This is a genomic window from Gordonia sp. UBA7860 (genome assembly GCF_002500165.1).
GTDB lineage: Bacteria > Actinomycetota > Actinomycetes > Mycobacteriales > Mycobacteriaceae > Gordonia > Gordonia sputi.
The window spans coordinates 1-6,828 of sequence record NZ_DLSO01000133.1 but is presented as its reverse complement, the minus strand read 5'-3'; the positions used below and the strand labels follow the sequence as shown (position 1 = coordinate 6,828).

The following is a 6,828-nucleotide window of genomic DNA, read 5'->3' as shown; positions in this document are numbered from 1 at the left end:
CTCCAGGACCCCCACGGCCCCCCCCCCCCCGCCCCCGCACCACACGCGCGGCGAACAACCACGCCCGCCGCCGCGCGGAAGGACACCGAAGCCGCCAACGCCGCCTCACCCGCGACGTCGACAAGTCCCTTGTCGACAACGCAGCCGGACCGCCACCGTTCTAGCGATCGCACTGCCTGGAGCGCGGTTCAGGCGAGTCGGGTTATCTCCACGACGACATCGAGGTCGGTGGCCTTGCCTCCGGTGTAGATGCCCTTGAGTGGCGAGACGTCGGAGTAGTCGCGGCCGACACCCACCGAGACGTGCTGCTCGGATATCGGCGTGTCGTTGGTCGGGTCGTAGCCCCACCATCCACCTGTCCAAACCTCAATCCACGCGTGGCTCTGCCCCTCGACGGTTTTGTCGATCTTCGCGTCGGGCTTGGGATGGAGATATCCCGAGACATACCGCGCAGGCACGCCGAGGCTGCGGAGCATGGACAGACTGACGTGCGCGTAATCCTGACAGACGCCTTTGCGCTCGTTCCATGCGTCCACGGCGGTGCTATGCACGCCTGTCGTGCCGGGTACGTACTCCATCTCCTCGTGCACGAACTTGCAGATGGCCTCGACCGCTTCCTCAGGGTCCAGACCCTTGGCTATCCGACGCGCCGTCGTGCCGAGACGTCCGTTCTTGGGCACATATGTTGTGAACGAAAGCATTTCGTCGTACCGGTCAGCGACATATTCGCTTTGCAACTCTTCCCAGGTCGCGGCCTTCTCCGATGAAGGGCGCTCCCCTGCCTCGGTCTCGACCACCGACATCCCTGATACTTCGAGTTCCTCGTGCGGTGCATGGAGGTCGAACGCGGTGACGGCTGTGCCCCAGTAGTCGGTGTAGCGGTACGCGCGGGTCGCGGGCACCGTTTCAACACGGTTGACGATCACGTTCTGCCGCGTGTCACTTCGCGGAGTCAGGCGAGCCTCGTTGAACGACGAGGTGACCGGACTCTGGTAGGCAAAGCCCGTCGAATGCACGACCCTCAATCGCCAACTCACAGTTCACTCTCCTCGATGAAGTGGTCTTCACCATCGCTGACGCGAGCATCGGCCCACGAAACATACGGTGACACATGGAAGTACTGGGCGGTGACCGCCTCGTTGACCGCCCTGCAGGTGTCTTGCAGGTCGAGTAGCCGATCCTGCAGACCGTCGAGCAGATGACCGGGCTCGAGGAACTCGAGCGAGCTGCGCGCTCGACCGAGCAGCAACAGCGCCTCCGCCTGTTCGCCGACGCGGCTCGGTCGCTTCTCGATCTCCGCGAGATTCTGCTCGGCGACGCGCAGTGCGTGGAACACCGACCGCGGAAACAGCCTGTCCAGCAACGTGAACTGCACGATGTTCTCGGCGTCGAGCAAGCCGCGATAGGTACGCAGGTAGGTGTCGTGAGCGCCCGCAGACACCAGGACATTCACCCACGCAGGCGAATTGACGGGGGCGTTGGCACGCGACAGAAGCATGCGGATGGTCATGTCCACGCGCTCGACTGACCGGCCGAGGAGCAGGTACCGGTAGCCGTCGTCGTGACTCATCGTCGCGTCCGCCAGCCCTGCGAACATGGCTGCCCGGTTCTTCACATACGACAGGAACTCATGAGGTCCGAGTCGACGTCCCCTGCGCTCGGCCTCAGCAAGCCCGTTGTACGTGGTGTTCAGGCATTCCCACATCTCGCTCGACGTGACTTCGCGTGCGCCACGGGCGTTTTCGCGCGCCGCACGGATCAGGTCCACCACCGAACCGGCGGAAGCCTTTGCGTAGGCGACGTGTTCGGTCAATGCCCACACGTCGAGGGGCTCGTCGGTGTCGGGTTCGTCGAGTCCGAGAACCTTGATGACCATGCGCACAGACGCATCCACGTCCGCCGACGTGTCCTCGAGAAGCTGATGGATTGCCACGTCGAGCAGGCGCGCCATGTCGTCGGCACGTTCGACGTAGCGGCCGATCCAGTAGAGGGATTCGGCGTTGCGGGCCAACATCATCGGGGATCACCGCCCATATTCTGAGTTGTGGCGGTGCCCTGACTCTGCGTCATCCCGTGCATGCTCTGGGTCTGCGCCATCGAGCCGAGGCCCTGCTGTTGCTGTTGCGTCTGCTCGAAGACGGGATCGGGTGCGCTCTCCGCCGGCCGTGCCGCCTTGGCCGCGCTGGACGTGACAACCTTGCCGCCGCCGAGTTCGCGCTCGCTCTGCGTCGCGCGGCTGGCGAGGACCCAGGTGTCCTTCGAACCGCCGCCCTGACTCGAGTTCACCACCAGCGAGCCCTCGGGTAGGGCAACGCGGGTGAGACCGCCCGGTAGCACCCAGACTTTCTCGCCGTCATTGACGGCGAAAGGTCGCAGATCGACGTGGCGCGGTCTCAGTGAGTCGCCGACCTTCGTCGGCACCGTCGAAAGCTGCACCACGGGTTGTGCGATCCACCCGCGAGGGTCGTTGCGCACCTTGCGGGCCAACGTGTCGAGCTCGGCCTTCGTTGCGTCGGGACCGAAGACGATCCCGTAACCACCCGATCCCTCAACGGGTTTCACGACGAGTTCGTCGATCCGATCGAGAACCTCCTCGCACTCCTCGGGGAGCCAGCAGCGCAACGTGTCGACGTTGCCGATGATCGGCTTCTCGCCGAGGTAGTAGTTGATGATGTCCGGCACGTAGGTGTAGATCAGCTTGTCGTCGCCGACACCGTTGCCCACCGCGCTCGAGATCACGACGTTGCCCGCGCGCGCCGCGTTGAGCAGGCCGGCCACGCCGAGCATCGAATCCGGACGGAACTGCATGGGATCGAGGAAGTCGTCGTCGATGCGTCGATAGATCACGTCGACGCGTTGCTCACCCTCGGTGGTGCGCATGTAGACGACGTTGTCGCGGCAGAACAGGTCTCGACCCTCGACGAGCTCGACGCCCATCAGCCGCGCGAGCAGCGAGTGCTCGAAGTACGCCGAGTTCGCGACACCGGGGGTGAGCACCACGATGTTGGGGTCGGCCTCGTTGAACGCTGCCGAGGCCCGCAGTGCGCGCAGCAGGTGACTCGGGTAGTCGGCGACAGGTCGCACCTTGTGCGTGGAGAACAGGTCGGGAAAAACCCGAGCCATGGTGCGGCGGTTCTCCATCACGTACGACACACCCGACGGCGATCGCAGGTTGTCCTCGAGCACCCGGAAGTCTCCGTTGGCGTCACGGATCAGGTCGATGCCCGCGACGTGAATGCGAACTCCGTTGGGAGGACGGATGTTTGCGGCCTGACGGTGAAAGTGCTCACACGAATGGACCAGACGTTTGGGCAACACACCGTCGCGCAGGATCTCCTGCTCGCCGTACACGTCGTCGAGGAACAACTCCAACGCCTGCACGCGCTGGGTGATGCCCGCCTCGAGCTTGTTCCACTCCCCGGCCGAAATGACCCGTGGCACAACGTCCAACGGGAACGGCCGCTCCATACCGGAGAGTGAGAATGTAATGCCCTGGTCGATGAACGCGCGCCCGAGCGCGTCGACGCGAGCCTCGAGGTCGGCACGATCGGACTCCGCCATGACCTTGAAGATGCCTCGATATGGCGGGCGCACTTCACCGTCGGCGTCGAACATCTCGTCAAAGGCCTTGCCGTAGGGACCTTTCGAATATCCCTTAAAGATCCCGGTCTCGGTGGGGAGTGCTTCCCTGCCCACCTTGGCCTTCGCGCTCTTGGCAACCTGTCCCGGTTCGGCACCCTTGCCGTTTGCCGCCTTGGCGGCGGTGACGGACTTAGACGACGACGGGGGCGCGGTTTTGCGCGGTGCCTTCTTGGCTTGCGCACCGGTTGACGCGGGACTCATAGACACACATGGTGCCTCAAGTCGCTCCACTCGGCACGACGTCTGCGCGGGCGCGTCGCAGATCCCCTGTCGGGCCGACACCGCTAGAGCGTGGCTATTCGATTGTCGCTGCGCCCAGGCACACCGGAACTGACTCCCGCCCGATGCGGTAGCATGCCGCATGCCAGCTAATTAGACACCTGAACGTTTTGGACAATTCGGACAAAGGGGTTGCTGTGGCGCCAGAGCCGCAAAGAAGTGGTGGCCAAGTAGTCGAAGTCACGCCGGGCGACTCCACTTCCACGTCGCTGAGATCTGCATATGACCTACCCGACCCTGTCAGATGCGCTCGACGCAGAGCCCGGCAACTACCTCGACGCCCGCAACGGACTCAACGATCTGGCGTCGAACATCGAATCCCACGCGACGCGGATGGTACGTGAAATCTCGTCGGTGCCGTGGCCGGGGCCTCGCGCACGATGCCGCAACTAAGCGCGCCGCCGAAGAGCAGACATCGTGCAACTGTTCGTCGACAACTACAGCGTAGCTAACGACTGGACGGTGACCGACTCCAAGACGTACCCGTCCGGCGATGAGGCTCAGCAATTCGTTAATTCTCAAGAGAAAGAGCGTTGAGAACAGGCAGCACGAGATGCCACTTCATCGCTCAAGGGAAAGGCCGGCGAGTTCGCGGCTGCAGACCAACAACTAGTAAGCGCGGTCCATTCAGGAATCGAGGGGATGAACGCGTTATCACCAGCAGGCGCAGCGGTGAGTATCCACAGCGCCGATCAATTACTCGACGACCTGGCCGATCATCGCCGACTGTCCGGGACTGAACTCGCCGAACTCCGAGAAGCGACCGAGTTGACACCTGAGCAGATCGAGGCGATCCGCCAAGGCAAACCTGTTGACATCCCTCCGAACAAATACGCATATCTGCGAGAAGTCATGGCCGGGCTGGACAGCAAGAGCCCAGCAGAAATAGACCGGATCGCCGACTACCTCGATCCCGGGTCGCGCGACTCCGTGAAGACTGCGCTCGCCAACGGCATGCAACTCATGGGAAATCCGCTGATCAACGATGGAAGAGGCAACCACGGCGGAATGACTGAGTTGCCGGCCAAGGTCCGAGAGTCACTACAACGCAACCCGGTCACTTTTGATATTGACAACCCCGCAGCAGGCATATATTGGAGACTGAACAACTACCACGATCTCGTCGCCCTGACGGACCTCTTGGGAAAGGGAAACGCAGATCTACGGGTTAACACCGACGTTGATCGTGGCCTTCTCAAACAGGCATCAGAGCTCGCGAGCGCCACATCGAATCGTCAGGGCCTATTTCTGGAGACCGATGACGAGACTGGTCATCTCGTTTCCGACAAGGACCTCAACGGCACCATCAATAGCATGATCGCGCTCACTGATGCCCTGACTTGGCTCAATTTAGTGTCCACCTCGGATCGCGATGATTGCGTCGCGGAGGTCGTCGGGTAGTGAATCGGCGGCGGTGAGGGTCTGTTCGCCGGCTTGGATGGTGACGGTGCGGTAGCGGCGGGCGGTGGTGACGAACTTCTTGATCGACCAGCCGGTGCGCGTTTCGATGATCCTGGTGATGGCCAGCGCGGCGAATACCACAGCCAGATGGGCCCGGATGGAGTCCTCGAGGTGATGGAAGATCGGGCGTGCGGACAGATCGGACTTCGACATCCGAAAACTCTTCTCGATCCGCCACAGTTGGTGGTAGGAGCCGATCACGAATTCGGGTGTCGGGGAGTCGATGTTGGTGGCATAGGCCTTCCATCCTGCTAGGGTGCGTGCCTTGATTTCCAGCTCCCGGTTGACAGTTCGGTCACCGCCTTTGAGCTTGACGAACCGGTTGCGTTTGACCGGGATCTTGCCTTCCACTGTCTTCTCGGCTTTGGCGATCTGTTCGTTGATACCCCGGATGCTGCGTCGCGCCCGATCGGCACTGTAGCGGTAGTGCACCACCCGATGTCGGCGGTAGCTGGTCTTGGAGTTCGCCGGCAGTGGCTGGGTCAGCGTCAGTCCGTCTTCGGGGGTGGAGTTCGGATTGTTCCTGTGCCACTTCTGAATCTGGTACGGGACGCTGGGGATTTTCTCACCCAGGATGAACGACAACCCAGCTTCTTCGATGGCCTTCATGTTCGCCGCGCAGATCATGCCGGCATCGGCCACCACCGTCACATCGGTCAGCTGGTGGGCGGCGATGAACGCGGTCAGGGTGGGCATCATCGTCAACGTCTCGGCTTTGTTCCCGGCGAAGGCTTCCATCATCAATGGGAATCCCGTGGCGTCGGTGAGCAACCCGACGGTGACCTGCGGTTCGAGGCGCCGCTCCTTGGAGAATCCGGGTTCGCGGAACCCATCCGCCTTGTCGGTCTCGAAGTACAAGGTGGTGACATCGTACAAACACAGCGTGGTAGGTCCCAGATTCGATTGCGCGGCACATGCTTTCGCCAGCTCCTGACGCCACGCCGTATCGGCGTAGATGGGTAAACGTCGTTTCACCGTCGCGTATGAGGCCGGGGTGACACCGGCTTCGGCGAGCACCCGCAGGGAATCGAGCTTGCTGGTGGGTTCGATGATCCTTGCGGCCACCAGACCACCGAATACGCTGTCAGAGTTCGGGATCGAGGAGAATCCGAGTTCGTCGTACACCGCGGTGATCGCATCCAGCAACACCGCCATCCGGGAACTGGTGATCGGCAGCGGTCCTGCTCCCGACGCCGAGACCAGCCCGAGGTCGAGTTGCTGCTGCCCGGCAGCCAACCGATCAGCGGCTGCGGCCTTCAACGCCGCCAACTCCGCATCGGTATGAGCTGAGCCGATGTGCTCGATCTGTCGGGACCCACGACGGTTGGAGTGCACGATCTGGACCGCCGTCGCCCCCGACTTGGTCTTCACCGTCCGCACAAACGCCACCCCAGCAGCCTAAAACCCCCGCCGTTAGTGTCCACCCCGACACCCATCACCCCAGGT

6 protein-coding genes are annotated in these 6,828 nt (G+C 62.5%); 2 read left to right on the top strand and 4 right to left on the bottom strand.

Annotated features, from left to right (window positions below; translation table 11 throughout):
• Positions 1-188: 188 nt before the first annotated feature.
• Genes B3T59_RS16850 through B3T59_RS16840 form a run of 3 tightly spaced genes read right to left on the bottom strand, consistent with a single transcriptional unit; the run spans position 189 to position 3,843 of the window.
• Entirely contained in the window at positions 189-1,037 is an 849-nt protein-coding gene (locus B3T59_RS16850; protein WP_064863016.1) for a transglutaminase family protein, read from the bottom strand.
• The gene (locus B3T59_RS16845) at positions 1,034-2,017 is read right to left on the bottom strand and encodes an alpha-E domain-containing protein (protein WP_064863017.1); all 984 of its coding nucleotides are present in this window, start codon (positions 2,015-2,017) and stop codon (positions 1,034-1,036) included. The genes B3T59_RS16850 and B3T59_RS16845 overlap by 4 nt, the downstream gene beginning before the upstream one ends.
• The gene (locus B3T59_RS16840) at positions 2,014-3,843 is read right to left on the bottom strand and encodes a circularly permuted type 2 ATP-grasp protein (protein ID WP_064863018.1); all 1,830 of its coding nucleotides are present in this window, start codon (positions 3,841-3,843) and stop codon (positions 2,014-2,016) included. Before B3T59_RS16840 ends, B3T59_RS16845 begins: the two co-directional genes overlap by 4 nt.
• Before the next feature lie 300 nt (positions 3,844-4,143).
• On the opposite strand from B3T59_RS16840, the gene B3T59_RS16835 reads away from it, so the two are divergent.
• Together B3T59_RS16835 and B3T59_RS16830 are read left to right on the top strand one after the other, a co-directional pair.
• Positions 4,144-4,314, top strand: coding sequence for a hypothetical protein (locus tag B3T59_RS16835; protein WP_156529380.1), 171 nt, complete (start codon positions 4,144-4,146; stop codon positions 4,312-4,314).
• Between the two features lie 249 nt (positions 4,315-4,563).
• Positions 4,564-5,322 (top strand): hypothetical protein, encoded by a 759-nt coding sequence (locus B3T59_RS16830; protein ID WP_287004412.1) that lies wholly within the window; start codon positions 4,564-4,566, stop codon positions 5,320-5,322.
• On the opposite strand, the gene B3T59_RS16825 is transcribed toward B3T59_RS16830, so the two are convergent.
• On the bottom strand, positions 5,272-6,771 hold the full coding sequence (locus tag B3T59_RS16825) for an IS1634 family transposase (protein ID WP_287004411.1): 1,500 nt from the start codon (positions 6,769-6,771) through the stop codon (positions 5,272-5,274). The genes B3T59_RS16830 and B3T59_RS16825 overlap by 51 nt on opposite strands.
• Positions 6,772-6,828 lie beyond the last annotated feature (57 nt).